Genomic DNA, 25,812 nt, shown 5'->3' with positions numbered 1-25,812 from the left:
AACAGTTCGAGCCGCAGCTCGGATAAAATTCGGGGTGATTCATGTTTAGAAGCTGCTCTGGATTTTCAGGCCGCCGATCAGTGCATCGTCGACCTGCCCGACACCGCCTGGGTGGCGGATGTACTGCAGGTTCGGGCGCACGGTGAGCCAGTTGGCCAAGTGAATGCCGTAGTACAGTTCGGCGCTGTACTCGGTGTCCTGGACCGGCAGGAAGGCGGGGTTGTCGTAGTCATCCAGGCCCTGGGCCGCGTTGCTGGCCTGGGCGTTCTTGCGGTAGGCGGGGTTGGCATGCACGCGTGCCAGGGCGAAACCGATATCGTCCTTGGCACGGGCATCAAACGGGCCCTTGTACACCACACTTGCCTGAACATAGTTGTCGATGGCATTGGTCTTCTTGTCATGCAGCGTGGCGTTGGCGAAAACGCTCAGGCCGCGGGAGTGGTCGCTGGCCAGCGACGTCACCTGTTGCTGCGCACCCAGCCAGAAGCCATGCTTGCTCGAACTGCTGCGATAGGCCTGGCCGCTGAGTGCTGCCGGTTGATCGTTGCTGTCTTTATAAACATCGGTTGCCTTGGCACTACTGTAGTAGTAACCGGCGCGATATTCCCCTTTCAGGCCGCTGAAAGTGGGGGTCCAGACCAGTTCTATCGGCAGCACTGCACCTTGGGTGCCGCTGCCGCTGAGCTTGAAACCATTGCCACTTTCAAGGTTGGAGGGGTTCTGCTCGTAAGCGCCGACCTGCGCATAGAGCTCAGGGCTGAGACGGTACTTGACCCGCATCGCCCACTGGCTGACGGGCCAGTTGTACCAGATGCCGCCCACCCAGTTGCCGACCTGTGAGCCACAGAAGGCCAGGTTCTGGAAGTCGCAGGGGAAGCTGTTGAAGTCTTCGCCTTCACCGAAACGGCCGATCTTCACATCCAGTGCGCCATCGAAATACTGCTGCTTGATCCATAGCTGGGTCAGTCGCCAGGTTTCGCCGCGACCCCAGACCTCCTGCGCAGAGGTGAAACCACCTACGCGAGGATCATTGATGCGGTCGTTGCTGATGTTGTCACCGTGGCGTTCGGTGACGGTCAGTTGAAACTCGGTGGCATGCCAGCCGAGGATCTTCTGCAGATCCAGGTGCGTACCGAGCGTGAACTGGTCGCTGTAGCGTGCGGTCTTGTCGTGGTCGTAGCCGCCGTGCAAGTTACTGCCCATCTCGCCGACGTAACCCAGGGTGAAGTCGTAGCCGCGCTCGGCCAGTTCTGCGCGGGTGCCGCCCCAGTCGCCAAGCATCCAGGGGGAGTCACTGTCCAGCATCGCGGCGCAGGTGTGCGGGGCAATTGCGGCAAGTGTCAAACCTGTCAGCAGTACGGAGGAAGAACGACGGGAGGGTGAAAACTGAGGCATGAGATAGCGCTATCTTTTGATTGTTGGAAAAACGGCAACGCCTCCGAATGTGCTCTATCACCGGAGACAAAACTGCTAATTAGGGAGAGTGAAGCGTTTCAGCGTGCGGCGGGCAGGATATAGATGAATGTGTAAGAAAAAAAGTCCAATCAACGTGAGGCACTGTTGCCGCTTCTGTAACAGTCCTTCAGCAGGGGGCAAAGGTGGTGTTCAGGCCGACTTCGATGCTGCATCTCGCTGGCTGAGCCTGTTGCGACGTGCGCCAGAACGCTCGGGCACACTAGACTGTCGGAAACAGGTCGAGATCCGAGTGCATGGCGTTGCTGAAAAAGCAGACGTGGAGCCAAGGCTCGGCTAAGGTGCGCACCTTTCGTTGGCTGGAGCACAGGCATGACTGCCGGTAATCAAAATCCTCTGCATGGCGTGACCCTGGAACAGATCCTCAATGCCCTTGTTGCGCGTTACCAATGGGAAGGGCTGGCGCAGCGTATTGATTTGCGCTGTTTCAAGAGCGATCCGAGTATCAAATCGAGCCTGACATTCCTGCGACGTACGCCGTGGGCGCGGGAAAGGGTCGAGCAGTTGTACGTCAAGATGCAACGGGGTCGTTAACTGATGCGTCTGGAGCAGCGGGTGCCTTGGGTAGGGCTGCTGGCCTGCCTGGGGTGGGCTGCACTGGCCATTCAGATGTACCTGGTGTTGTGGGCGCGCTGGCAGGCGCAGGCCAGCCTGATAGGCGGGCTGGTGAATGTCTTCAGCTACTTCACCGTACTCAGTAACACCCTGGTTGCCGTAGTGCTCAGTCAGGCGGCGTTTGGCCGAGAAGGCCCGGCGCGGCAGTTTTTTCTGCGGCCCTCGGTGAGTTCTGCGGTTGCAGTCAGCATTTCGCTGGTGGGGGTGGCATACAGCCTGTTGTTACGCCACCTGTGGCAGCCGCAAGGCTGGCAATGGCTGGTCGATGAACTGCTGCATGATGTCATGCCGCTGTTGTACCTGGGGTATTGGTGGTGGTGTGTACCCAAGGGCAGTTTGCGGGCAATACAGATTTTACCGTGGTTGCTTTACCCGCTGGGTTACTTTGGCTATGTGCTGCTGCGTGGGCACGAAATTGGCGTTTATCCCTACCCGTTCATTGATGTCGCCACTCTGGGGTATGCGCAGGTGATGCTCAATGCGCTGGCTATCCTGGTGGGTTTTGTTGCACTAGGGCTGTTGTTGATTAGCCTCGATCAATGGCAGGGCAGGCGTCTGGCAGCCGCCAGAGCGCAGCCCTGATGCCACGGTTTACGCGTTGTGGTTGTCGTCTTCGCCCAGGCGCCAATAGGCGACCGCTTTGAGCCGGTCCTCCTGCACGCCCTTGTCTTCCAGCAGCAGGCGTTTGGCCTGGCGGGTCAGTGTCTTTTCCAGGGCAACCCAGGTGTACAGCTCACCGGCGGGCAGGGGCAGGTGTTTCAGCACCTCAAGCAGGTCTTGCTGGTGACGCTGAACCCAGATGATCTGCACGTTTGCCAGGCTTGCCAGTGGTTGTTGTTCCAGCGCATTTTCCACTTCAATGACCACCAGTGCGTTACGCGTGGCCGGCAGTTCTTCAAGGCGTCGGGCAATCGCCGGAATGGCGGTTTCGTCACCGATCAACAGGTAGCTGTCGAACATGTCCGGCACCACCATTGAGCTGCGTGGCCCCGCGATGTTCAGCGTCTGGCCCACTGTTGCCTGAGCCGCCCAGGTAGAGGCCGGGCCGTCGCCATGCAGTACGAAGTCGATATCCAGCTCGCCTGCCACTTCGTCGATACGGCGCGGCGTGTATTCGCGCAGGGTCGGTTTGACGCCGTCCTGATCCTGTCCCGGGTTGTCCAGTGCGGCCTGTTCTTGCGGCGAGCAGGCAAACAGCAGTTTGATGTGGTCATCACTGCCCAGGCTCAGAAAGCCCTGCAGTTCAGGGCCGCCCAAGGTGATCCGGCGCATACGCGGGGTCAGATCGGTGACGCGCAGTACCTGCAGGCAACGGCGTTTGATCTCATGGTTGACGCGGTGAATCGTGGTGGTGTCGTTAACCGTCATTCGGTTTTCTCCTGAAGGGCCGTTGCCGGGCCGGCAACAATGGCTCTGGCGGTGTCATTGAGCAGGTTGCGCACCCGTACGATTTCTTCGGGGTTCCAGCGCCCGCTGTGCATTTGCAGCGCATGGCGCAGGTTGTGTACGGCTTCGTGGATTTCCTGCGGGCGGTCATGCACGCCGATAGAGCGTTTGCTGACCTCAAGGCGCATGCGCACGCCGTCCAGGGCGATGGCCTGTTCGGCCAAGGCCTTGAGGCCCGCTGCTGTGGCGCTGTAACGCTTCTTGCTGCCTTCGGCCTGGCCGATGATCCACTCGCTTTCTTCAAGAAAGGTCAGGGTGGGGTAGATGACGCCTGGGCTTGGGCTGTAGCGCCCGTCGAACAGGGCTTCGATGCGTCGAATCAGGTCATAGCCGTGACAGGGCTGTTCGGCGAGCATCGACAGCAGCAGCAGCTTCAGGTCGCCCGGGGCAAAGATTCGCGGGCCTCGTTCGCCTCGTTCGCGGCCACTGCGACGTTCAAAGCCGTCATGACGGTCGCTGTGCTCGTGGTGTGAAGGATGATCGCGCATTAGGGCTGCCTTTGGGTCTGAGATATATCTTGAGATACTTATTTAGATATTACTCAAGATATATCTTAAAGCAAGCGCTCGGTGTGCGGGTGTGGTTCACGGCAAGAGGCGTCGTGGGCGTTGCCCTAGGTTTTTTCTTACATAACCCTCGGATTCCCTTTATTCCTGCTTGCCCCCGTCAACTCTAAGATCTGCCGCGTTTCCTTCACCCTTCAGGGGGTATATGACGTGGTTGGTTTTTTCTTGCGTGTAGGCTTGCTCTGGGGCCTTTCATTTTTTGCCCAGGCGAATGTTCATTTGGTTACCCCTAAGGGTGGGCACGACTACGTGGCCCGCCAGGAACTCGAGGCAAACCTCGACCGGCTGGTCGACCGTGCCCATGAGCTCATCGGCGTGCCTTACCGTTGGGGCGGAATGTCGGAAAAGAGCGGTTTTGATTGCAGTGGCTTGTTGGTCTATCTGTACCGTAGTGAGGTGGGTATCAGCTTGCCTCGCACCACATCATCCATGCTCAAGGGGCAGGGCAAGACCATAAGCCCGCCGCAACTCAAGCGCGGTGATGCGGTGTTCTTTAACCGCAACGGCCAAGGTCGTATTGGCCATGTCGGGTTGTACATCGGCGAGGGGCAATTCATTCATGCACCGCGTAGCGGCAAGGCGATTCGTATCGATTCGTTAAGCAATCGTTACTGGCGCAATAGCTTCACCACGGCCAAGCGCTTTCACGGTCATTGAACCGTTGCGCCTCGCTGAGCGGTGAGCGTGGGTATGTTGCACAACGTATGGGTGCCTGGCACAAGGTAGGGCATCAGAAGTGGCGCCATGCCCTTGAGCACTTGTACCGGCAACGCTGAGGTGAACTTGAACGATTCGGCGGCTCGCCCTGGAACGAAGGCGGTCAGGGTGCCGAAATGGCTGTCGCCGATGTAGAACACGAATGTCGCAGTACGGTTCAGTGAGCGTGATCCGAGGATGCGTCCGCCTGCCCCGAAGCTTTCGATGCGGTTGTCGCCGGTGCCGGTCTTGCCGCCCATGACCAGTGCTGTACCGTCAGGCAGTTTGAAGCTACCCGACACCCGACGTGCCGTACCGGCATCTACCACTTGTGACAGCGCACCGCGCAGGGCCTTGGCGACCTCCGCCGGCAATACCCGTTCGCCGCGGTCTGGGTCACTGATCAGGCGCGTTTCATAAGGGGTGTCGGCCGCGAAGTGCAGGGTATCGATGCGCAGGGTGGGCATGCGTACGCCGTCGTTCAAGATGATACCCATGAGTTCGGCCAGGGCGGCGGGGCGGTCACCAGAACTGCCGATAGCAGTGGCCAGCGATGGCACCAGGTGGTCGAAGGGATAACCGACACGCTTCCAGCGTTGATGGATGTCGAGAAACGCCTCAATTTCCACCAGTGTCCGAATACGGCTGTCGCGGGCGCCTTTGTGCCGGCTCTTGAACAGCCAGCTATAGACTTCCTGGCGTTCGAAATGGCTGGCTGTAACCGCATCCTTGAATTGTGCTCCGGGGTTTTTCAGCAAGTAGCCCAGCAGCCACAAGTCCAGTGGGTGAACCCGGGCGATATAGCCTTGGTCGGGCAGGTCGTAGCGGCCCGGGCCGTAGTTTATGTACATCTCCTCGAGCCGTTTTTCGGTCAACGCGTCTTTCTTGCGCTTGTCGGCTGAAGTGTCCTTTTTCAAGTGGGCCTGCACAAAGGCGTTGAAGGTTGCCTGGTCGGCTTCGGGAAACAGGTACCGGTGTACGGCAGCCAAACGGATCGGTGTGACATTCAGGCTGTCGAGAAAGGTGTCGAGGCGCTCTTGGGATGTCTTGCGTTGGTACTTTTTCCAGAATCGCTTGAGATAGTCGGTGCCTTCGCGGTCGGCGAAACGTGCCAGATACTCCTGGCGACGTGGGTCTGCATCATCTTTGAGCAGTTGGCCGCTGTTGTTCGGTGATTGGTACGTGCTGTAGCGCACCAGATCACGCATCAGGCGAATGAAGGGGAGGTTGATCGATTCGCGCAGGGCATCCTTCAGGGTCGGCAGGCGCCCATTGTCTTCGCGGCGGAAGTTGTTGAAGACGTGCAAGCCTCCACCCGTGAAGAAGGCTTCGCCGGGGTTGGCCGAGTACTTGCGCTCCAGTGCCGCATCCAGCATCGCGCTGAGGTTGCGGTCCTTGTTCTGAATCAGGTAATCCACCGCCCAGCCGGTAATGCGGTCCAGCTCGGGCACCTCGACTTTTTTCAGCTCGGCCGGGCTTTTGTCGGCATAGCGATCATGCAGTTCGGCGATGATCTCCAGGTAGGTGGTCAGTACCCGCAGTTTGGCGGTTGAACCCAGTTCCAGCTTGCTGCCTTCGTTGATGTCGAAGGGTTGATCGGTGCTGTCGGTTTGCACCCGTACCCGTGCACCGTCCGGGGTGCGTTCAAAGAGGGTGAAGCTGTAACGTACCTGGGTTGTGGTGGTCGGGGTCAGCAGGCGCTCGCCGAACAGCCCGGTTTTTTCTGCAAAGGCTGGGTCCGCGAGATTTTTGAGGTATTCGCTGATCTGGTCTTGCAGGCTGGACTGCAGCGTACTGGTGACTGAAAGATCAAGGCGATCCAGGTCATACAGGGGGCGGTTGAGCATCGCCGAGAGCCGCGCACGTGCCAGGCTGATGCCCTTGTTGGTGACGATGGGGACAATGGTCGGCTGGGCAACCCAGTCACGGTAGGTCGCTTTGCTGGCCAGCGCGGCGTCAGCCAGCGATCGATCGATGATGTTGTTGGCCGCGAGCAGGCGCACGTGACTGTCGGCCAGTTCGGCCAGATCATTGCGGCCTTTGGACAGGAAATACGATGGCCGACGCTGTGCGATCATCAGCGAGAGCACCTGACGCAGTGCCAACCCTCGTGCGGCAAGGCTGGCCGGGTCGTTGTCGGTGGACAACAACGACTGATTGACCTGGGCGAAGTCCGCGCCGTACCAGACCCTCAAGCCTTCGGCCATACCATGCACTTCGCCGTGACCGGGGACGGCCGACAGCGGCACACTGTTGAGGTAGTCGCGCACGATACGTTGCCGGGCTTCCAGGGTTTGTGGGCCGTTCTGATAGGCGCGGACACTGGCCGAAATCATCTGCCGGATTTTTTCGCTGCCAGACACGGTCAGCCCGTCAGGGGAGTGCCGGTATTTTTCCAGTTGAGTGGCCAGGGTACTGCCACCTGCCGATTGGCCCGGAAGGGCCAGGTACTTGGCGACCTGGGTATAGGCTGCCTTGGCGAAGCGTGGCCAGTCGACTGCCGGGTTTGCATTGGGATCATTGGGGTCAAGCAGGTCGCGGTTTTCGATGAACAGCAAACTGTGAACGATCACCGGCGGGATCGAAGCAAAGTCGGAGTAGAGGTGCTGCGGATAGTGATACTGATACAGGGCCTCGCCTTTACAGTCAGTAATCGACAAACCCGCCTGGATTTTTTCGGTGTAAGGCACGAAGAAACCATGCTTGGCATAGTTCATCAGCTCGGGGGAAAAGCGTGTCTGCTCGCTGACCAGATAGTCGCGCTTGAGCAGGCGAGGCAGGAAGTCACCGAGTGCGCTGTAGCCCAGGCGCTTATCGAACGGGCCATCGCCCGGATACATGATCGCGTCGCTCGGGCCTTTGTGCATCGAGTAACTGAGGGTTGCTGCAAAGTGGCTGAATTCACGTGACTGCACACGTGAAGTCTGCATTTCTTCGGCGATGGCGAAGCCCACAGCGATGAGGGCGATCAGTAGCAATAACCACAAGGGCCACAGCAGCCGCCACCAGACGCGACGCTTGCGAGGGCTTTTGGGTGGAGGCACGTCTTCCAGACGTTCAGAAGGGGCTTCAGCCGTTGTTGGTTCCGATTGCCACAGTGCGCCCATAGTCTTTAGCCCGGCTACGTGTATTCGTCTTGCTTGCCTGAAGCTTAGACGCTGAGCAGCTTAGGTGAAAAATTTGTAGAAGCTTGTAAGGCATTTCTCGGAGCGTAATCGGAGCATGCGCCTTTGGTTGTGGTTGTAATGCCCTGGTTTGGTGCTATTTTACCCGCCCTGTTTTTGAGGGCGGTGTAAGCGCGGGGAATGCCACTCCGTATAAGCGGATTTTGCCGAGACTTCTCGCCAAAGATCCTGGTTTTTATAGTGAAAAGACCTGCGATGGCCTTTTTATACTGCTCGCCCCTTTTGCTCAGCCTGCGTGGTGTTTTGCGGGCTGACGGGCTCACCCAAAAGGTTGGTCCGGCAAGGCTTCGTACCTGCCTATCGGCGGTGCCAGGTCTGCACGATCGGTTTATATCCAATAACAAAATGAGGTTGTATTTCTATGTCAGTCGGCAACCACCCTTCTCACGGTGATACCGCCCAAGGCGGTCCGCTCAAGCGAGAACTCGGAGAGCGTCACATCCGCCTGATGGCACTGGGTGCCTGTATCGGTGTCGGCCTGTTCCTGGGGTCGGCCAAGGCCATTGAAATGGCCGGGCCTGCGATCATGCTGTCGTACATCATTGGCGGTCTGGCGATCCTGGTGATCATGCGTGCCCTTGGTGAAATGGCCGTTCACAACCCGGTCGCCGGCTCCTTCAGCCGTTACGCGCAAGACTACCTCGGCCCATTGGCAGGCTTCCTGACCGGCTGGAACTACTGGTTCCTGTGGTTGGTGACCTGTGTTGCTGAAATCACGGCGGTGGCCATCTACATGGGCATCTGGTTCCCTGATGTACCTCGCTGGATCTGGGCCCTGGCGGCCCTGGCAAGCATGGGCGGGGTCAACCTGATCGCAGTCAAGGCGTTTGGTGAGTTCGAGTTCTGGTTCGCCCTGATCAAGATCGTCACCATCATCGCGATGGTGCTGGGCGGTATCGGCGTGATCGCGTTTGGCTTCGGTAACGATGGCGTCGCGCTGGGCATCTCCAACCTCTGGAGCAATGGCGGCTTCATGCCTAACGGCGTGACCGGCGTGCTGATGTCGCTGCAAATGGTGATGTTCGCCTACCTTGGCGTAGAAATGATCGGCCTGACTGCCGGCGAAGCGCGTAACCCGCAAAAGACCATTCCGCATGCCATTGGCTCGGTATTCTGGCGCATCCTGCTGTTCTATGTCGGCGCACTGTTCGTGATCCTGTCGATCTACCCATGGAACGAAATTGGCAGCCAGGGCAGCCCGTTCGTGATGACCTTTGAACGTCTGGGCATCAAGACCGCTGCCGGCATCATCAACTTCGTGGTGATCACTGCGGCACTGTCGTCCTGCAACGGCGGTATCTTCAGTACCGGTCGTATGCTCTACAGCCTTGCGCAGAATGGCCAGGCGCCTGCCTCCTTTGCCCGCACCTCAAGCAATGGCGTGCCGCGCAACGCACTGCTGCTGTCGATCGCGGCATTGCTGCTGGGTGTACTGCTCAACTACCTGGTACCGGAAAAAGTGTTCGTCTGGGTCACCGCTATCGCTACCTTCGGTGCGATCTGGACCTGGGTCATGATCCTGCTGGCGCAACTGAAGTTCCGTGCTGGCCTGTCCAAGGCCGAACGTGACCGTCTGCAGTTCCGCATGTGGCTGTGGCCGTTGAGCTCCTACCTGGCGCTGGCGTTCCTGATCCTGGTGGTAGGCCTGATGGCGTACTTTGAGGAAACCCGTATCGCACTGTACGTCGGCCCAGCCTTCCTGGTGCTGCTGACGGTACTGTACTACGTGTTCAAGCTGTCCCCGAAAGAGGACAGTGTGGCCGTGGCGCGCTCTGTGTCCTGATACGAAAACCCGGTCCAGTGAATGGATCAGGCTGCTGACGAACCCCCGCTTTTTAGCGGGGGTTTGTTTTTCCAAGCCAACGACGCCATCGCAGGCAAGCCAGCTCCAACAATGGCCGAGCAGCCTGTGGGAGCGGGTCTTGCCCGCGATGCAGGCGCCGCGAAGGCGCTGACACCGCGCCGAAGCCCCGGCATCCCACAGCAAGCTCGGCCGGTTTTCCGTTGAATCAGGCTACGTCTGTGTGCGCCTCAAAACTGTCAGCCCGGGCCATGCGCCACATACGCTGGTAGAACTCGCCGCTGACTGCGCCTGTCAGCAGTTCACCAGGCTTGAGGAACACGTGCAGTTGCGAGAACAGTTTGATTTCGGTCGCGGACATGCGTCGTACCAGGTGTTTGGCTTGCAGCTGTGAAGGGTGATCCAGGCCAGCCGCCGCGAGCATTTCGGCCAGGGCCTTGAGGGTGTTGCGGTGGAAGTGGAACACCCGCTGGGCTTTGTCGGGTACCACCAAGGCGCGCTGGCGCAGTGGGTCCTGGGTTGCGACACCGGTTGGACACTTGTTGGTGTGGCAGCTTTGCGACTGGATGCAGCCGATGGCGAACATGAAGCCGCGCGCCGAGTTGGCCCAGTCGGCACCAATGGCCAGGACACTGGCAATATCGAAGGCACTGACGATTTTGCCGCTGGCCCCCAGTTTTATTTTGTCGCGCAGGTTCAGGCCGACCAGTGTGTTGTGTACGAACAGCAGGCCTTCACGCATCGGCACGCCGATATGGTCGGTGAACTCCACGGGCGCCGCACCCGTGCCGCCTTCTTTGCCGTCGATGACGATAAAGTCCGGCAGAATGCCGGTTTCGAGCATGGCCTTGGCAATACTCATGAATTCCCACGGGTGGCCCAGGCAGAATTTGAAGCCTACCGGCTTGCCGCCGGAGAGTTCGCGCAATTGGGCAATGAACTGCATCAGCTCGATTGGGGTCGAGAAGGCGCTGTGTCGTGACGGTGAGATGCAGTCTTCGCCCATGGCTACGCCACGGGTTTCGGCGATTTCACGGGTGACCTTGTGCTTGGGCAGGATGCCACCGTGACCGGGCTTGGCCCCTTGGCTCATCTTGATTTCGATCATCCGTATTTGCGGGTTGCGCGCCTGTTCGGCGAAGCGCTCAGGGTCGAAGCGACCCTCCGCCGTTCGGCAACCGAAGTAGCCGCTGCCCAGTTCCCAGGTCAGGTCGCCGCCATGCTCGCGGTGGTAAGGGCTGATGCTGCCCTCGCCAGTATCGTGGGCGAAGTTGCCGAGTTTGGCGCCCTGGTTCAGCGCACGAATGGCATTGGCGCTGAGTGCGCCAAAGCTCATGGCCGAGATGTTGAAGACCGAGGCTGAATACGGCTGTGTGCATTGCGGGCCGCCGACCATGACTCGAAAGCTGTTCGGGTCGCTCAGTGGCGCCGGGCGCATGGAGTGGCCAATGAACTCAAAGCCCGATTGGTAGACATCGATCAGCGTGCCAAAGGGCTTGTCCGAGGCTTCGTTCTTGGCTCGGGCATAAACCAGTGAGCGCTGCGCGCGCGAGAAGGGCAGGGCATCACTGTCAGCTTCCAGCAGGTACTGGCGGATTTCCGGTCGAATACCTTCGACCAGATAGCGGATGTTGCCCAAAATCGGGTAATTGCGCCTGACGGCGTGGCGACTCTGCAGTAAATCAACCAGGCCAATCAGGCTAAGTACGCCTGTGGTCAGGGTGAAGGGCCAAAGCCAGTCGTTTTCAAGAAACGGCAGGCTGGCGAGGGTGAACAGAACACAACAGACAAAAAAGGCGTAGCGACTGAGAAGTGACAGGCTCATACAGGGTCCTTGCGATGGCTCGGTCAGGCTCAGGGCCTGGGCAAGGCTGGACCATAGCCCGGTTCAGGATTCAAACGCCAGCCCAGGGTCTCCCGGTGAGGTCTGTGTTCAGAAATCTTGCGTGTATCATTGCCCGTTCTCCGTGAAGAGCCGACCATGACCAAGATCATTCGCATTGCCGCTGCCCTGTTGATCGACCCGCAGGGTCAAACCCTTCTTGTGCGCAAGCGTGGTACGCAGGCGTTCATGCAGCCAGGCGGCAAGATTGAAGCCCATGAGCAACCTGTCGATGCCCTGGCCCGTGAGCTGCACGAGGAACTGGGCTTGCAGATCGACCCCTTGAAAGCAGGCTACCTTGGCGTATTCAGCGCGCCAGCGGTCAACGAGCCTGGGTTTGAGGTGCAGGCGGAGCTGTTCCAGGTTCATACCGACGCCAGTGTCGAGCCCGCAGCAGAAATCGAGGAGGCCGTCTGGGTCGATGCAAACGCGACCCTGAACCTTGAACTGGCCCCCTTGACCCGAGACTGGATTCTGCCGCTCTACAGAACGTTGACGCACGCTCCAGCCTGATCCTTCAACGCACCGCGCTGACGCCGTCGAGCGTGGAGAAGGAGGTGTCCTTGGCGGTCAGCAGGAAGTCGCGCATGTACGGGGCGTCGAGCATATCGGTACGTACCGCCGCGTACAGCGTGGCGAACAGGCCTTTCTCGCCCAGACGCTTGCCCTTCACATAACCACGTGAGCTGTACTCGTGCAGCGCCCAATGTGGCATGCCGCAGACGCCGCGGCCGCTCGCGACCAACTGCATCATCATCACCGTCAGCTCCGCGGTACGCACCTGTGCGGGCTCGATGTCGGCCGGCTCCAGGAAACGGGTGAAGATATCCAGGCGGTCGCGCTCCACCGGGTAGGTAATCAGGGTTTCGCTGGACAGGTCTTCGGGTACGACATAGCTCTTGCCCGCCAGAGGGTGCTGATTGGCGACGGCCAGCATGGCCTCGTAAGTGAACAGCGGAACATAGGTGATCCCGGCCAACTCCAGTGGGTCGGAGGTCACCACCAGGTCCAGGTCACCACGTGCCAGTGCGGGCAGCGGTGCAAAGGCGAAACCCGAGGCCAGGTCAAGTTCGACCTCCGGCCAGGCATCGCGGAACTGGTCGATGGTCGGCATCAGCCACTGAAAGCAGCTATGGCATTCGATGGCCATATGCAGGCGCCCTGCAGTACCGCCGGCCAAACGCGCAATATCGCGTTCGGCGCTGCGCAGCAAGGGCAGGGTGGCGTCGGCCAACTGCAGCAGGCGCAGGCCGGCACTGGTGAAGCGCAGGGGTTTGGTCTTGCGCATGAACAGTTGCATACCCAGGCGCTCTTCCAGCTCCTTGAATTGATGCGACAGCGCCGATTGGGTCAGGTGCAGGCGTTCTGCTGCCTCTACCAGGCTGTCGGCCTCGCGCAAGGCGTGCAGGGTTTTCAGGTGACGAATTTCAAGCACCGGAAGGCTCCATGAGTAAACTTTGAGATGAACACGAATTTATTGAGTTTGTCTCAAGTTGCCTCGGCTGTCGACAATAGCGTCATCTTTTACAGGGAGCACGTTTTGTCATGGCACTGGCCCACAACCTTGGTTTTCCGCGCATCGGCGCTGACCGTGAATTGAAAAAAGCCCTGGAGGCCTATTGGAAAGGCGACCTGGATCAGGCAGGGCTGTTGGCGGTTGGCCGTGAGTTGCGCGCGCGCCATTGGCAGGTTCAGAAAGAGGCGGGTATCGAACTGCTGCCGGTCGGGGACTTCGCCTGGTACGACCAGGTACTGGCGCACTCGGTAGCCTTCGGCGCCATTCCTGAGCGCTTTGCCGCGACCAGGGGCGATGACGGTCTGCCAACCCTCGATACCGTGTTTGCGATGGCGCGTGGTGCAACGACCTGCTGCGGTAGTTCGCAGGGGCAAGCCCAGTACGCTCAGGAACTGACCAAGTGGTTCGATACCAATTATCACTACCTGGTGCCAGAGTTCAGTGCCGATCAGCGTTTCCTGCTCAGTTGGGAACAATTGTTCGATGAGGTCGCTGAAGCGCAAGCGCTGGGCCATGCGGTCAAGCCGGTGCTGATCGGCCCACTGACCTACTTGTGGCTTGGCAAGGCCAAGGGCGAGGGCTTCGACAAGCTCGACCTGCTTGAGCGACTGCTGCCCGTGTACGGTGAGATTCTCAGCCGCCTGGCTCGGCAAGGCGTGGAGTGGGTGCAGATCGATGAGCCAATCCTGTGCCTGGATCTGCCGCAGGCGTGGAAGAGTGCCTTTGAGCGGGCTTATCACATTCTTCAGTATTCCCCTCTGAAAAAGCTGGTTGCGACGTACTTTGGGGCCCTGGAGGACAACCTGGGGCTGGCCGTCAGCCTGCCGGTGGATGGCCTGCATGTCGACCTGGTACGTGCGCCGGAGCAACTCCCGGCAGTGCTTGATCGTCTGCCGAGCTACAAGGTGCTGTCGTTGGGCGTGGTCAATGGCCGTAACGTCTGGCGTTGCGACCTGGACCAGGCGCTGGAGCAACTGCAGCAGGCGCGTCAGCGCTTTGGCAGCAACCTCTGGGTCGCCGGCTCCTGCTCACTGTTGCACAGCCCGGTGGACCTGGCGCGTGAGGATAAGCTCGATGCCGAACTGAAAGGCTGGCTGGCGTTTGCCGTCCAGAAATGCAGTGAGATTTCTGTATTGGCAAAGGCGCTGAACAACCTGCAGGACGCTGACGTGCAGGCCGCCTTGAGCAGCAGCCGCGCGGTAAAACACAGCCGGGCGCAATCGTCACGTATTCACAAACCGCAGGTTCAGGCGCGGGTTGCTGCGGTGAGTGCTCGCGACAGTCAGCGTCAGTCACCTTTCGCCCAGCGTATCGAAGCGCAGCGGCAGCGATTGAAGCTGCCAGCCTTCCCGACCACCACCATTGGCTCGTTCCCGCAGACGTCGGCGATTCGTCTGGCACGTCAGGCCTATAAGCAAGGCAAGCTGTCGGCCAGCGACTACACCGATGCCATGCACAGCGAAATTCGTCATGCGGTAAAGGTGCAAGAGCGCCTGGGGCTGGATGTGCTGGTGCATGGTGAAGCCGAACGTAACGACATGGTCGAGTATTTTGCCGAGCAACTGGATGGCTATGTATTCACCCGTTTCGGCTGGGTGCAGAGTTATGGTTCGCGTTGCGTCAAACCAGCGATCATTTATGGCGACCTGAGCCGACCGCAAGCCATGACGGTGGCCTGGATCGCGTACGCTCAGCGTCAGACCGACAAGGTCATGAAAGGCATGCTGACAGGCCCGGTCACGATGTTGATGTGGTCCTTCCCGCGTGAAGATGTCTCGCGCAAGGTTCAGGCGCAGCAACTGGCGTTGGCGATTCGTGATGAAGTTCAGGATCTGGAAAAGGCCGGCATCAAGATCGTTCAGATCGACGAGGCGGCTTTCCGTGAAGGTTTGCCATTGCGCCAAGCTCAATGGCAGGGCTATCTGGACTGGGCGGTGGAGGCCTTCCGGCTGTGTTCCAGCGGGGTGCGTGACGATACCCAGATTCATACCCACATGTGCTACAGCGAGTTCAATGATGTGATTGAGGCGATTGCGGCAATGGACGCCGATGTCATCACCATTGAGACATCGCGCTCGGACATGGAGCTGTTGGAGGCCTTTGAAGCGTTCGACTACCCCAATGACATTGGCCCCGGTGTCTATGACATTCACTCACCACGGGTGCCGGACACCGCCGAGATGGTCAAGCTCATCAGCAAGGCCGCCACGCGTATTCCGGCCGAGCGCCTCTGGGTGAACCCGGATTGCGGCCTGAAGACGCGTGCCTGGCCGGAGACCGAAGCAGCCTTGGTTAACATGGTGGCGGCGGCACGGCAGTTACGCAGCCAGCTTGCATAAGGCAATGGGCCTGCGGCGTTAGCCGCAGGTCTGACCATTTGGCGATTGTCATGAAACGGTCACTGTTTTGTGGCAGCGCGCCCGAATGAAAGTCATCAGACTCGCGCTCTACTGGGGATTTGCATTCTGGTGTTTCTGTCATGCGGGCATTTTTCTTTTTTGTCGCACTGCTGTGCGGTGCACCTGCGTTCGCCGCGTCACGCTGTGACGTCAACGTGCCAACTGAGCGGGTCGAACTGGCGCAGGTCAGCCTGGCTTATCAAAGTATTGGGCGTCGCTCCGACCCTGCGCTGTTGTTGGTCATGGGCCTGGGCGGGCAACTTATCCATTGGCCGGATGAGGTGGTGGCTGCGCTGTGCGAGCAAGGCTTTCGGGTCATTCGCTACGACAACCGCGACGTTGGGTTGTCGGCCTGGAGTCAACCACCGGTCGGCGCCAACCTGACCTACGAAGTACTGCGCTACAAACTCGGGCTGCCGGTGTCGGCGCCTTATACCCTGACGGACATGGCCGAGGATGGCCTGGGGTTGATGGACGCGTTGCAGGTCAGGCGCTTTCATGTTCTGGGTGTGAGCATGGGCGGGATGATCGCTCAACACCTGGCTGACCTCGCGCCGCAGCGGGTAGAAAGCCTGACGCTGATCATGTCCAGTTCCGGCGCTTCCGGGTTGCCTGCGCCGAACCCGGCACTGGTGGAGCAACTGGCCCGGCGTGGAGCACCGAGCCGGGAGGCAGCCATTGAGCAGCAAGCCGACCTGCTTGCCGCCTTGGGCAGCCCGCAGGTGATGGACGACCGGCAGGTGTTGTTGCAACAGGCCGCGGCATCCTACGACCGTGCGTTCAACCCTGATGGGGTCAAGCGGCAGATCATGGCAATCCTCGCCGAACCCAGCCGTGTCGAACTGCTCAACCGTTTGCGGCTGCCGGCACTGGTGGTGCATGGCACGGCTGATCCGCTGTTGCCGGTGATGCATGGTGTGCACCTGGCCGCGCATATTCAGGGCAGCCAGTTACGCTTGATTCCCGGCTTGGCGCACCGCTTTCAGGAGCCGTTCAAGGCGCCTTTGCTTGAGGCCGTATTGCCTTACCTGCGCCAGCATCGCGAAGACCTCAGCCACTGGGCTCAGCTTTAGTGAAAGCGTACCCAGACGCTTACCAGTACCGTTGCCGCGATCAGCCAGGCGACAGTGGCCAGGGCCAGTGAGGCTTCAAGGCGCAGGCGGTCTACCAGCAGGTAGAGTGCGGCGAGGTAGACGAAGTAGGGGATGATCGACCACATGCCAAACAGGATGGTGGTCTTCAGGTCGTCCACGGAGCGGCCCTTGCCGACAATGTAGTGGGCGATCAGGGCGAAGGTGGGGAACAGCGGGACGAGCCCGGCGATGTAGTAGTTGCGGGTTTTGGCCAGGGCCGCGAGTATCACCACGACAGCAGCGCCGAGGCAGGCTTTGAGTAGCAGGTCCACGTTGACTCTCTATCCAGTGGCATCGCGCCCGGGCATCAGCCCAGGCCGTATTTCTTGACCTTGTCGAACAGCGTGGTTTTGGCCATGCCCAACTCCTGGCTGGCCTGGCTGAGGTTGCCACCGGTGCGTTGCAGGGCGTCGCTGAGCAGGTTGCGTTCAAAGGCTTCGACAGCTTCGGAAAAACCCAGGCCCTGTGCAGGGCTGGAACCGGCTTTCTTGAAGGCCGGCAGGCCCAAGGCATAGCGCTCTGCAACGTTGCGCAGTTCGCGGACATTGCCCGGCCAATCGTGTGCCATCAGGCGTGACAGGGTCTGACTGTCGAGCGCTGGTACTTCGCGATCAAAGCGCAATGATGCCTGCAGCAGGAAGTGTTCGAACAACTGCAGGATGTCTTCACGGCGCTCGCGCAGCGGTGGGAGCTCCAGCGTCACCACGTTCAAGCGGTAGTACAGGTCGCTGCGGAACTGGCCGGATTGGCCGAGGGCGTCGAGGTCGGCTTTGGTGGCGGCAATTACCCGGCAGTCGACCGCGATGCTCTGGTTCGAGCCCAAGCGCTCCAGAGTGCGTTCCTGAAGGACTCGCAGCAGTTTGATCTGCAGGTTGATCGGCATGCTTTCGACTTCATCGAGGAATAGCGTTCCGCCATTGGCGTGTTCGATCTTGCCGATCCTGCGTTTGCCGGCCCCGGTGAAGGCATTGGCCTCATGGCCGAAGATTTCGCTTTCAAACAGGTTCTCTGGCAGGCCACCGCAATTGAGTGCAACGAACGGTTGACCCTGGCGTCGGCTGAAGTCGTGCAGGCAGCGCGCCACCAATTCCTTGCCGGTACCTGTTTCACCTTCGATCAGCACGTTGGCCGAGGTGTCGGCCACGTTGGCAATCAGCTCACGCAGCTCCTGCATGGCCGGCGAGCGGCCGATGATCCGGCCTTCCAGGGTGCTTTGCTCGGCCAGCTGACGACGCAGGGCAAACACTTCGCGGGCCAGGCCCCGCTGTTCGAGGGCGCGACGTACCACGTCGACCAAACGTTCTGGCGAGAAGGGCTTTTCCATGAAGTCATAGGCGCCATTGCGCATGGCGCCCACTGCCATATTGATGTCGCCGTGACCTGTGATCAGTACCACCGGCAGGCTAGGGTCGCGGGCTTTGAGTCTACTGAGCAACTCCAGGCCGTCGATGCCAGGCAGGCGAATGTCACTGACGACGATTCCAGCGAAGTCATCGCCGATCCGCTGCAGCGCGTCTTCAGCGCTGCCGACACCCTCACTGGCGATGTCCTCCAGTGCCAATGCCTGCTGGCAGCCGAGTAACACATGCGGGTCATCTTCGACGATCAGGACGGTAAGTGGCGCTTGGTTCATAAGGACTCGGCAGGTTCTGAGGCGGCGGACACCAGGGGCAGGCTGAGGATGAACGCGGTACCGCCACTGGCGGGATGTTCGACACTCAGGCTGCCGCCGGCAGCGGCGGCAAGGCTGGCGGACAAGGTCAGGCCCAGGCCCAGGCCGTGCTCTCCGGGTTTGGTGGTGAAAAAAGGTTCAAACAGGTGCTTACGTGTTTCATCGTCAATGCCATGACCATTATCGCGTACACGCAGACGGTACTTGTCGTTCAGCAGTTCGCCTTCCAGCCATAGCTGTGGTTGGGGCTGCGCGGCCATGGCATCGAGGGCGTTGCCGATCAGGTTGACCAGAATTTGCTCCAGCCGCGTCTGGTCGATGGCCAGTTGCTGGTCGTCGAACGCGTTGTGCACCTGCAACTGGCTGCTCGCGATACGGTTGCCGAGTACCTGCAGGCTGGCCTCCACCGCTTTGCTCAAGGAGGCTTGGCCGCCGTCATCACCACGTCGTGCAAATGAGCGCAGGCTGGCGGTGATGCGGCCCATGCGATCGATCAGGTCGTTCATGGTCAGCAGGTTGGTGCTGGCCGTTTCCAGCGCACCGCGTTCGAGGAAGCGAACGGTGTTGCCGGACAGTGTGCGTAATGCCGCCAGCGGCTGGTTGAGTTCATGAGCGATGCTGGTAGACATCTGGCCGATGGCCGCCAGCTTGCCAGCCTGAACCAGTTCGTCCTGAGCATGGCGCAGTGTCTGCTCGGCATGGCGCCGCTCACGGATCTGGCCCTTTAGGCGTTCATTACTGGCGCGCAGATCGGCTGTTCGTTCGGCGATCTTGCGCTCCAGTTGGCTATTGGCTTCTTCCAGGGCTTCCCGGGCGGCCAGGCGCGTGGCGATCACTTTACGCCGCTCGTTCCAGGCAATCAGGAGGATGGCCAGCAGTGCGAAGGCCACGGCCGCCAGTACCCCCTGAACGATCGACTCGCGGCGCAGGTCCTGCAGTGGTGTCAGCAGGGTAAAGTGCCAGGGGGTATCACTCAGGCGGCGAGTCTGGGCCAGGTAGGCGACTTCATGGTGGCTGTCACCGAGCTCGGCATTGGCCGGGAAACTCAGCTTCTCCACGCCGTCGCCCAGTTTCTCGCGCGACAGCGGCTGCAGTTCGTTGAGTGGCCACCAGTAGTATTGCAGGCTGCGTGCCAGGCGCTCCTTGGTTTCCGGTGTCAGTGGTCGTACTGACTTCAGACGCCGCGCAGGGTCGCTGGAGAGGATGATGATGCCGTTCTCGTCGCTGACGAAGGCTTCCAGACGTGCCCGTTGCCAGCGTTCTTCGAGGGCTTCAAGGCGCACCTTGATGACCGCAACGCCAATGATCTTGCCATGCTCTTCCAGGCCGTGTGCCAGGTAATAGCCGGGTTCGCCCGTGGTGCTGCCAATGCCATAGAAACGCCCAGGCTGGCCGCGCACGGCATCCTGGAAGTAGGCACGGAAGGACAGGTCTTCGCCCAGGTAGCTGTCGACATCGCGCCAGTTGCTCGTGGCCTGTACCCGGCCGCTGGTGTCCAGGACATAGATCGCCCGGCTGCGGCTGCGTCGGTTCAGGCCCTCGAGGTATTCATTGACGGCCTGGCGATGTTCGCCATCCGTTTCGTTCAGCAGGCTTGAGACACTCTGCTCCAACTCCAGCAAGCTTGGCAGGTAGGTGTACTTGCTGATTTCGCTCTCGACCGCTCGCGCATGCAGCTCAAGCTGGCGTTCGCCTGTTTCGCTCAAGGTGCGTATGCCGTTGTGTTCGCTGATCAGAAAGCCGGCCACGCCCAGGCCGATCATCAGTAGGAGGATCAGTGGTGGCAGAAACAGGTGACGGATCAGACGGGGTTTCACGGCAAGTGCAGGCTTGGCTGGGCGAAAGAGCGTAGGGTCGCATTTCATCACAGTGGCCTTGGTACGACCAGCGCCGCCTGCCCGGCGAACACCGGACAGGCGGCAGTGGTGCATTAGTGTTGCAGGATCTTGCTGAGGAAGTGCTGTGTGCGCTCATGGCGCGCATCGGTATTACCGAAGAACTCCTCTTTCTGGCAGTCCTCGATGATCCGGCCCTGGTCCATGAAAATCACCCGGTTGGCGACCTTGCGAGCGAACCCCATTTCGTGGGTCACGCACATCATGGTCATGCCTTCGTGTGCCAGCTCAACCATGACGTCCAGTACTTCGTTGACCATCTCAGGGTCCAGTGCCGAAGTCGGTTCGTCGAACAGCATGACGATCGGGTCCATCGACAGCGCGCGGGCAATTGCCACACGCTGCTGTTGACCACCTGAGAGTTGCCCCGGGTGCTTTTTCGCATGGGCACTGAGGCCAACGCGGTCCAGCAAGGCCAGGCCTTTCTTGGTCGCTTCGGCTTCACTGCGGCCCAGCACCTTGCGCTGGGCAATAGTCAGGTTCTCGGTGATGGTCAAGTGGGGGAACAGCTCGAAATGCTGGAACACCATGCCCACTCGCGAACGCAGTTTCGGCAGGTTGGTCTTCGGATCGGCAATCGAGGTGCCGTCGACAATGATGTCGCCTTTCTGGAACGGCTCCAGTGCGTTGACGCATTTGATCAGGGTCGATTTACCCGAGCCCGACGGGCCGCAGACCACGACCACTTCGCCTTTTTTGACTTCGGTGCTGCAGTCGGTCAGTACCTGGAAGTCGCCGTACCACTTGTTGACGTTCTTGATAGAGATCATACGGTTAACCTTTTCTGCAGACGCTTGACCAGGAAGGAGGCGGAGAAGCTGATAACGAAGTACACGGCACCGGCGAACAACAGAAACTCGTTGGATTGCCCGATGATGTCGCCGCTGGCACGTGCGGAGTTGAGGAAATCTACCAGGCCGACGGTGTAGACCAGCGAGGTGTCTTGAAACAGGATAATGCTCTGCTGCAGCAGCAGTGGGGTCATCTTGCGAAAGGCCTGGGGCAGGATGATCAAGCGCATGGTTTGACCGTAGGTCATGCCCAGTGCCTGAGCCGCGCCCATCTGGCCTTTGGCGATCGACTGCACGCCGGCACGAACGATCTCACAGAAGTACGCCGCCTCGAACATCATGAACGCGATCAGGCACGAGGTGAACGCCCCGACGGGGGTGTCTTCGCCGGTAATCCAGCGCAGCACGAACGGTACCGCCAGGTAGAACCAGGTGATGACCAGCAGCAGCGGAATGGAGCGGAAATAGTTGACGTAGGCACCCGCGAGATTGGCCAGCAGCTTGTTGGAGGACAAGCGCATCAGCGCCAGCACGGTACCCAGGGCAATACCGCCAATGACCCCCAGGACCATGAGTTGCAGGGTCATCAGCATGCCGTTCCAGAGGGCCGGCAGGGCGGGAATGATTCCACTGAAGTCCATCATTTACCTCCCACGGAGATCAGGCCAGGCACGGCGACTTTCTTCTCGATCAGACGCATGAGCAGCATCAGGCTCATGTTCAGGGTGAAGTAGATCAGGGTGGCCAGGGTGAAGGCTTCAAACAGGTTTGCGGAGAACTCGGCGGTCTGCTTGGTCTGTGCCAGCAATTCCATCAGGCCGATCAGCGAGGCCACCGAGGAGTTCTTGAACACGTTCAGGAATTCCGAGGTGAGCGGCGGAATGATGATCCGATACGCTTGCGGCAGCAGTACGTTCCAGTAGATCTGCGGCAGGCTGAAGCCCATGGCGCGCGCGGCGGACTCCTGGCCTCGTGGCAGCGCCTGGATACCGGTACGGACTTGCTCGCAGACTCGTGCAGCCGTAAACAGACCCAGGCAGATCACCACGCTGATGAAGGCCGAGGTGGTCGGATTGAGGTCTTGCTTGTACCACTCCTGCAGCCCTTCGGGCAGCATGTCCGGTATCAGGAAGTACCAGATGAACAGCTGCACCAGCAGCGGTACGTTACGAAAAAGTTCCACGTAGGCCGTGGCAATACCCGATACCAGACGGTTCGGGACGGTGCGCATGACGCCGAGTACCGAACCCAGCAACAGCGCAATGACCCAGGCGGCGGCGGCAATGCCGACGGTCCAGCCTAGCCCGGAGATGAACCAGTCGAGATAGATCTCGCTGCCCACGCCGGTGGACTTGAAAAAAACGCCCCAGTCCCAGTTGTAATTCATCGGGGTCTCCCCTCAGATCAGTTGTTTCACGGGCACCTTCGAGCATCCGAGTGCGCACAGGGCGCCCTCGGATGAAAGGTTAGTCACTGCCTGGGATCAGGACTTCTTTTCGTCTGCAGCTTTGTCAGTGGGGTTGGCGATGAGCGCCTTGAGCTCGTCGCTCATCGGGAACATCAGGTTCAGGCCTTTTGGCGGAATTGGCTGCTGGAACCATTTATCGTAGATCTTGTTGATCTCGCCTGATTTGTAGAGTGCAACGATCGCGTCATCGACGGCTTTCTTGAAGGGCGCATCGCCTTTGCGCACCATGCAACCGTAGATCTCATAGGACTGCGGGGTGCCGGTCACTTCCCAGTCGGTTGGCTTCTTGGCCTTGGCCATTTCGCCAGCGAGCAGGGCGTCATCCATCATGAAGGCAACGGCACGACCGGACTCGAGCATCTGGAAGGACTCACCGTGGTCCTTGGCCGAGATGACGTTCATCTTCATCTGCTTGTCGGCGTTCATCGCCTTGAGGATGCGCTCGGAGGTGGTGCCGGCGGTGGTGACCACGTTCTTGCCGGCCAGGTCCGGGAAGTCCTTGTACTTGGAATCCTTTTTCGTCAGCAGGCGGGTGCCGATCTCGAAGATGCCGACCGAGAAGTCGACCTGTTGCTGGCGTTCGACGTTGTTGGTGGTCGAACCGCACTCGACGTCCACTGTGCCGTTCTGCACCAGCGGAATACGGGTTTGCGAGGTCACCAGGTTGTATTTGACCTGAAGGTTTGGTGCGTCCAGGTCCTTCTTGAGGGCCTCGACGATTGCCAGCTGGATGTCGTGTGCATAACCGACCGGTTTGCCCGATGCGTCAGCGATGTAGGAGAACGGAATGGAAGCGTCGCGGTGCCCCAGGGTAATGGTGCCCGATTCCTTGATTTTCTTCAGCGTGCCGGTCAGATCGGCGGCAAATACTGGCGTGCTGATCAAAGCGGCCGCGATAGCGGCGCCCAACAGGTGGGGAACGATACGCATCAAAATTTCCTCGACGTTGTTTTTTTTATGGAGCCTTTGCTGGGCTCATTCGTTCAGCGAACACTGCAATCAAGCGGTTTGCGCATTCGGGTACTGAGTGTAGAGCATGAGTCGTGCCAAGCCCCGGAATCTATTGTAACGCTATGATTTTATTGAATATTAATTTGATTTTTCAGTTTTTGATGGCGCTTATTCGTACGGCTTGCCGAACATCGTCATGTGACGCGTTCGGAAGGCCGAACGCTTTTAGGGTGGCATACGTGCGTGTGCAGGTGTTGATTTCCAGGGGAGGCGGGGGTTGTTGAGAGCGGTTGATCCCGCAAACGGCGGGCGCCCGGAAACATTGCCTGCTGCTCCAGGTACGGCCTAGAAAGCAGTATGACCTTGCTGGCAACGGAGCCAGAGAACTTACAAGGAGAGCATCATGAGTACAGCAATGAAGCAGTATTTCGTTGAATCCAGCAACGGCGGTGATGATGACGACGAAGATGCCGAGCATGGACACGGCTGGCGCAAGGCTTGACCTGAGTCGGGCGAACGTAACAGTTTAGGTTCGCCTAACCCGGGCAAAACGTTCCGCTCAGGCTCAGTGCCGTTTGGTTCGGCACATGAGCGTGAGCGGACCTCTCGGAAATCCGATACCAGATTCTGGTGTCGGATTTTTTATGCGCTGTCACCTGTGAGTCAAACGGCTCAGGCCGCTTCGGACTTGCTGCGGTTCAGTGCGACGCGGAGCAGGTACTGCTTTAGTTTCTCTTGCTCGGCTGGGCTGGTGAACAGCCCAAGCTTGGTTCGCCGCCAGAGAATATCCTCGGCGCTGGTAGCCCACTCTTCGCTGCACAGGTAATCCACCTCGCGGGCGAACAATCCCCCACCCATGGCTTCACCGAGGTCTTCGGGGCCCTGGACGCCTTCGAGCAGGCGCCAGACGCGGCTGCCGTAGGTCAATGCCCAGCGTTGAGCGATGGCACTTGGCAGCCAGCCGTATCGGGCCTGGATGCTCTCGCTCAGCGCCTTGGGTGTGCTCATGTCTTCGCCGCCCGGCAGTGGGGCGGTGGCAGTCCAACTGCCTTTCATTTGCGTGAAGAATGGCGCCAGCTCACGCATGGCCGACTCGGCGAGCTTGCGGTAAGTGGTCAGTTTGCCGCCAAACACCGACAACAAAGGCGCTTGTTCAGCCTCGGCTGAAAGGGACAGGGTGTAATCGCGCGTGATGGCCGATGGATTGTCCGACTCGTCGTTGCACAGCGGACGAACACCAGAGTAACTGTTGACGATATCGGCACGGCTTAACGGGTGTTTGAAGTGGTCATTGACCACCTTGAGCATGTAGTCGGTTTCCGCCTCGGTGATGACCACCTTGTTGGGGTCGCCATTGTACTCGCGGTCTGTCGTGCCAATCAGGGTGAAGCGCTCCAGATACGGAATGGCAAACACAATGCGCTGGTCTTCATTCTGCAGGATGTAGGCGTGCTCGCCTTCGTACAGCTTCGGCACAATCAGGTGGCTGCCCTGGATCAGGCGAATCCCGTAGGAGGTATCGAGCTTCAGGTCATCCTTGATGAACGTTGCAACCCAAGGGCCTGCGGCATTGACCAGTGCCTTGGCCTGGATCGTCTGTTGGGTGCCGTCGGCGCGCTCGATTTGTACACGCCACAGGCCGTTGACGCGATGAGCGCCGAGGCAGCGGGTATGGGTCAGGATGTGCGCGCCGTTTTCCCGGGCCGCCATGGCGTTGAGTACCACCAGGCGGGCGTCATCTACTGCACAGTCGGCATACTCGAAACCACGGGTGATCACCGGCTTCAGCGGGCTGCTCGGACCGAAGCGCAGGCTACGCGATGCACCGAGGCGTTTGCGTTTACCCAGGTGGTCGTAGAGGAACAGGCCCGCGCGAATCATCCAGGCTGGGCGCAGGTGAGGGCGGTGAGGCAGTACGAAGCGCATCGGCTTGACGATGTGCGGGGCCTTGGCCAGCAGTACTTCGCGTTCTGCCAATGCTTCGCGTACCAAGCGAAACTCATAGTGCTCCAGATAGCGCAGGCCACCATGGATCAACTTGCTGCTGGCAGACGAGGTATGGCTGGCCAAGTCGTCTTTTTCGCAAAGCAACACTGACAGCCCGCGCCCTGCTGCATCTGCGGCAATCCCTGCGCCATTGATACCGCCGCCGATCACGGCGATGTCATAGGTTTCATCGAGGGTAGTGGGCGCTTGGCGGGAGAGGGACACGGGCGGCTCCTGAATTTGAATGTGAACATTGATGTTCATTTTCGAAAATATTAGCGCAATGGCATAGCCGCCGCTAGCCGGACTTGATAGAAAATGCTGATCTACAGGTCTA

At 59.6% G+C, this 25,812-nt stretch carries 21 protein-coding genes; 7 read left to right on the top strand and 14 right to left on the bottom strand.

The window, feature by feature from the left end; translation table 11 throughout:
* Window positions 1-45 precede the first annotated feature (45 nt).
* Entirely contained in the window at window positions 46-1,395 is a 1,350-nt protein-coding gene (locus tag AB7M23_RS01245) for a carbohydrate porin (RefSeq protein ID WP_454240065.1), read from the bottom strand.
* 390 nt (window positions 1,396-1,785) lie between these two features.
* Here AB7M23_RS01245 and AB7M23_RS01240 point away from each other — a divergent pair, with 390 nt between their 5' ends.
* Together AB7M23_RS01240 and AB7M23_RS01235 are read left to right on the top strand one after the other, a co-directional pair.
* Window positions 1,786-2,007: a VF530 family protein gene (locus tag AB7M23_RS01240; protein WP_065759344.1), complete on the top strand. Its 222-nt coding sequence runs from the start codon at window positions 1,786-1,788 to the stop codon at window positions 2,005-2,007.
* 3 nt (window positions 2,008-2,010) lie between these two features.
* Window positions 2,011-2,670: a Pr6Pr family membrane protein gene (locus AB7M23_RS01235; protein ID WP_102052661.1), complete on the top strand. Its 660-nt coding sequence runs from the start codon at window positions 2,011-2,013 to the stop codon at window positions 2,668-2,670.
* 9 nt (window positions 2,671-2,679) lie between these two features.
* On the opposite strand, the gene AB7M23_RS01230 is transcribed toward AB7M23_RS01235, so the two are convergent.
* Together AB7M23_RS01230 and AB7M23_RS01225 are read right to left on the bottom strand one after the other, a co-directional pair.
* Window positions 2,680-3,456 (bottom strand): siderophore-interacting protein, encoded by a 777-nt coding sequence (locus AB7M23_RS01230; RefSeq protein ID WP_102052662.1) that lies wholly within the window; start codon window positions 3,454-3,456, stop codon window positions 2,680-2,682.
* Complete coding sequence (locus tag AB7M23_RS01225) at window positions 3,453-4,022, bottom strand: PadR family transcriptional regulator (protein WP_454240064.1); 570 nt, start codon at window positions 4,020-4,022, stop codon at window positions 3,453-3,455. The genes AB7M23_RS01230 and AB7M23_RS01225 overlap by 4 nt, the downstream gene beginning before the upstream one ends.
* Before the next feature lie 297 nt (window positions 4,023-4,319).
* On the opposite strand from AB7M23_RS01225, the gene AB7M23_RS01220 reads away from it, so the two are divergent.
* Complete coding sequence (locus AB7M23_RS01220; protein ID WP_454240063.1) at window positions 4,320-4,757, top strand: C40 family peptidase; 438 nt, start codon at window positions 4,320-4,322, stop codon at window positions 4,755-4,757.
* Here AB7M23_RS01220 and AB7M23_RS01215 read toward each other — a convergent pair.
* Window positions 4,751-7,903, bottom strand: a complete 3,153-nt coding sequence (locus AB7M23_RS01215; RefSeq protein WP_454240062.1) for a transglycosylase domain-containing protein — start codon at window positions 7,901-7,903, stop codon at window positions 4,751-4,753. The genes AB7M23_RS01220 and AB7M23_RS01215 overlap by 7 nt on opposite strands.
* A gap of 439 nt (window positions 7,904-8,342) precedes the next feature.
* On the opposite strand from AB7M23_RS01215, the gene AB7M23_RS01210 reads away from it, so the two are divergent.
* Complete coding sequence (locus AB7M23_RS01210) at window positions 8,343-9,764, top strand: amino acid permease (protein ID WP_102052665.1); 1,422 nt, start codon at window positions 8,343-8,345, stop codon at window positions 9,762-9,764.
* Window positions 9,765-9,990: 226 nt separating this feature from the next.
* Here AB7M23_RS01210 and AB7M23_RS01205 read toward each other — a convergent pair whose 3' ends face one another.
* The gene (locus tag AB7M23_RS01205; RefSeq protein ID WP_102053765.1) at window positions 9,991-11,607 is read right to left on the bottom strand and encodes an FMN-binding glutamate synthase family protein; all 1,617 of its coding nucleotides are present in this window, start codon (window positions 11,605-11,607) and stop codon (window positions 9,991-9,993) included.
* A 156-nt stretch (window positions 11,608-11,763) separates the two neighbouring features.
* Here AB7M23_RS01205 and AB7M23_RS01200 point away from each other — a divergent pair, with 156 nt between their 5' ends.
* On the top strand, window positions 11,764-12,177 hold the full coding sequence (locus tag AB7M23_RS01200) for an NUDIX hydrolase (RefSeq protein WP_454240061.1): 414 nt from the start codon (window positions 11,764-11,766) through the stop codon (window positions 12,175-12,177).
* A 4-nt stretch (window positions 12,178-12,181) separates the two neighbouring features.
* Here AB7M23_RS01200 and metR read toward each other — a convergent pair whose 3' ends face one another.
* A complete protein-coding gene (metR, locus tag AB7M23_RS01195; RefSeq protein WP_065759335.1) occupies window positions 12,182-13,099 on the bottom strand; it encodes a transcriptional regulator MetR in 918 nt (305 codons plus the stop codon).
* A 110-nt stretch (window positions 13,100-13,209) separates the two neighbouring features.
* Between metR and metE the strand changes: the two genes are divergently transcribed.
* Window positions 13,210-15,519 (top strand): 5-methyltetrahydropteroyltriglutamate--homocysteine S-methyltransferase, encoded by a 2,310-nt coding sequence (gene metE, locus AB7M23_RS01190; RefSeq protein ID WP_102053767.1) that lies wholly within the window; start codon window positions 13,210-13,212, stop codon window positions 15,517-15,519.
* A gap of 140 nt (window positions 15,520-15,659) precedes the next feature.
* Window positions 15,660-16,652 carry an alpha/beta fold hydrolase gene (locus AB7M23_RS01185; protein WP_454240060.1) on the top strand — a complete coding sequence of 331 codons (993 nt, stop codon included), beginning with the start codon at window positions 15,660-15,662 and terminating at the stop codon, window positions 16,650-16,652.
* Here the strand turns inward: AB7M23_RS01185 and AB7M23_RS01180 are convergent.
* From AB7M23_RS01180 to glpD, 8 genes are all read right to left on the bottom strand, one after another.
* Window positions 16,649-16,984, bottom strand: a complete 336-nt coding sequence (locus tag AB7M23_RS01180) for a GlpM family protein (protein ID WP_454240059.1) — start codon at window positions 16,982-16,984, stop codon at window positions 16,649-16,651. The two genes, AB7M23_RS01185 and AB7M23_RS01180, sit on opposite strands and share 4 nt — an antisense overlap.
* 35 nt (window positions 16,985-17,019) lie before the next feature.
* Window positions 17,020-18,345, bottom strand: coding sequence for a two-component response regulator AauR (locus AB7M23_RS01175; protein WP_102053770.1), 1,326 nt, complete (start codon window positions 18,343-18,345; stop codon window positions 17,020-17,022).
* Window positions 18,342-20,249, bottom strand: a complete 1,908-nt coding sequence (aauS, locus tag AB7M23_RS01170; protein WP_454240058.1) for a two-component sensor histidine kinase AauS — start codon at window positions 20,247-20,249, stop codon at window positions 18,342-18,344. The genes AB7M23_RS01175 and aauS overlap by 4 nt, the downstream gene beginning before the upstream one ends.
* Window positions 20,250-20,314: 65 nt before the next feature.
* Complete coding sequence (locus AB7M23_RS01165; protein WP_102053771.1) at window positions 20,315-21,049, bottom strand: amino acid ABC transporter ATP-binding protein; 735 nt, start codon at window positions 21,047-21,049, stop codon at window positions 20,315-20,317.
* Window positions 21,046-21,714: an amino acid ABC transporter permease gene (locus tag AB7M23_RS01160; RefSeq protein WP_102053772.1), complete on the bottom strand. Its 669-nt coding sequence runs from the start codon at window positions 21,712-21,714 to the stop codon at window positions 21,046-21,048. The genes AB7M23_RS01165 and AB7M23_RS01160 overlap by 4 nt, the downstream gene beginning before the upstream one ends.
* Window positions 21,711-22,457, bottom strand: a complete 747-nt coding sequence (locus AB7M23_RS01155; RefSeq protein ID WP_102053773.1) for an amino acid ABC transporter permease — start codon at window positions 22,455-22,457, stop codon at window positions 21,711-21,713. The genes AB7M23_RS01160 and AB7M23_RS01155 overlap by 4 nt, the downstream gene beginning before the upstream one ends.
* Window positions 22,458-22,553: 96 nt before the next feature.
* A complete protein-coding gene (locus tag AB7M23_RS01150; protein ID WP_065759327.1) occupies window positions 22,554-23,468 on the bottom strand; it encodes a glutamate/aspartate ABC transporter substrate-binding protein in 915 nt (304 codons plus the stop codon).
* 693 nt (window positions 23,469-24,161) lie between these two features.
* Window positions 24,162-25,739, bottom strand: a complete 1,578-nt coding sequence (gene glpD / locus AB7M23_RS01145; protein ID WP_102053774.1) for a glycerol-3-phosphate dehydrogenase — start codon at window positions 25,737-25,739, stop codon at window positions 24,162-24,164.
* Window positions 25,740-25,812: the final 73 nt, after the last annotated feature.

It is taken from the genome of Pseudomonas sp. HLS-6 TE3448, from assembly GCF_053629555.1.
The sequence above is the reverse complement of the archived record's forward strand: the minus strand, read 5'-3'. Positions and strand labels throughout refer to the sequence as shown.